This is a genomic window from Microvirga brassicacearum (assembly GCF_008757455.1).
Classification (GTDB): Bacteria; Pseudomonadota; Alphaproteobacteria; order Rhizobiales; family Beijerinckiaceae; genus Microvirga; species Microvirga brassicacearum.
The window spans coordinates 1-596 of sequence record NZ_VCMV01000075.1 but is presented as its reverse complement, the minus strand read 5'-3'; the positions used below and the strand labels follow the sequence as shown (position 1 = coordinate 596).

The window sequence follows — 596 nt, the reverse complement described above, 5'->3', positions numbered from 1 at the left end:
GAAACCTGGCTCGCCTTCGCGGCCGCCTCCGCCGTTCTGCTGGTGATTCCCGGCCCCACGATCCTGCTCGTGGTGTCCTACGCGCTGGGCCAGGGGTGGCGCACCGCACTGCCGATGGCAATCGGCGTGGCGCTCGGGGATTTTACCGCCATGGGCCTGTCGCTTCTCGGCCTCGGCGCCTTGCTCGCTGCCTCGGCGACCGCGTTCACGCTGTTCAAGTGGGCGGGCGCCGCCTATCTGGTCTATCTCGGCATCAAGCTCTGGCGCGCCGGCGGAACGCTCGACGCGAAGCCGCGCACGGATGCCGTGTCGTCGATGAAAATGCTCGCCCATGCGTGGCTGGTGACGGCGCTCAATCCGAAGGGCCTGACCTTCTTCATGGCGTTCCTGCCGCAATTCATCGACACCAAAGCAGCGCTCGCCCCGCAGCTCGGCATCTTCGCGACGACGTTCCTGGTGCTGGCTTTCGCCAATTCGTTCATCTACGCGCTCATCGCGTCGCGGGCGCGCAACATCGTCAGCAACCCGCGCGCCATCGGCGTGATCAACAAGGTCGGCGGATCGTTGCTGATCGGCGCAGGCGTGGCGACGGTGGG

Annotated in this window: 1 protein-coding gene; it reads left to right on the top strand. The window is 66.8% G+C overall.

The window, feature by feature from the left end; translation table 11 throughout:
• Positions 1 to 596: LysE family translocator (locus FEZ63_RS23385; protein WP_150949578.1), on the top strand; the 596-nt coding region annotated here is incomplete at both ends.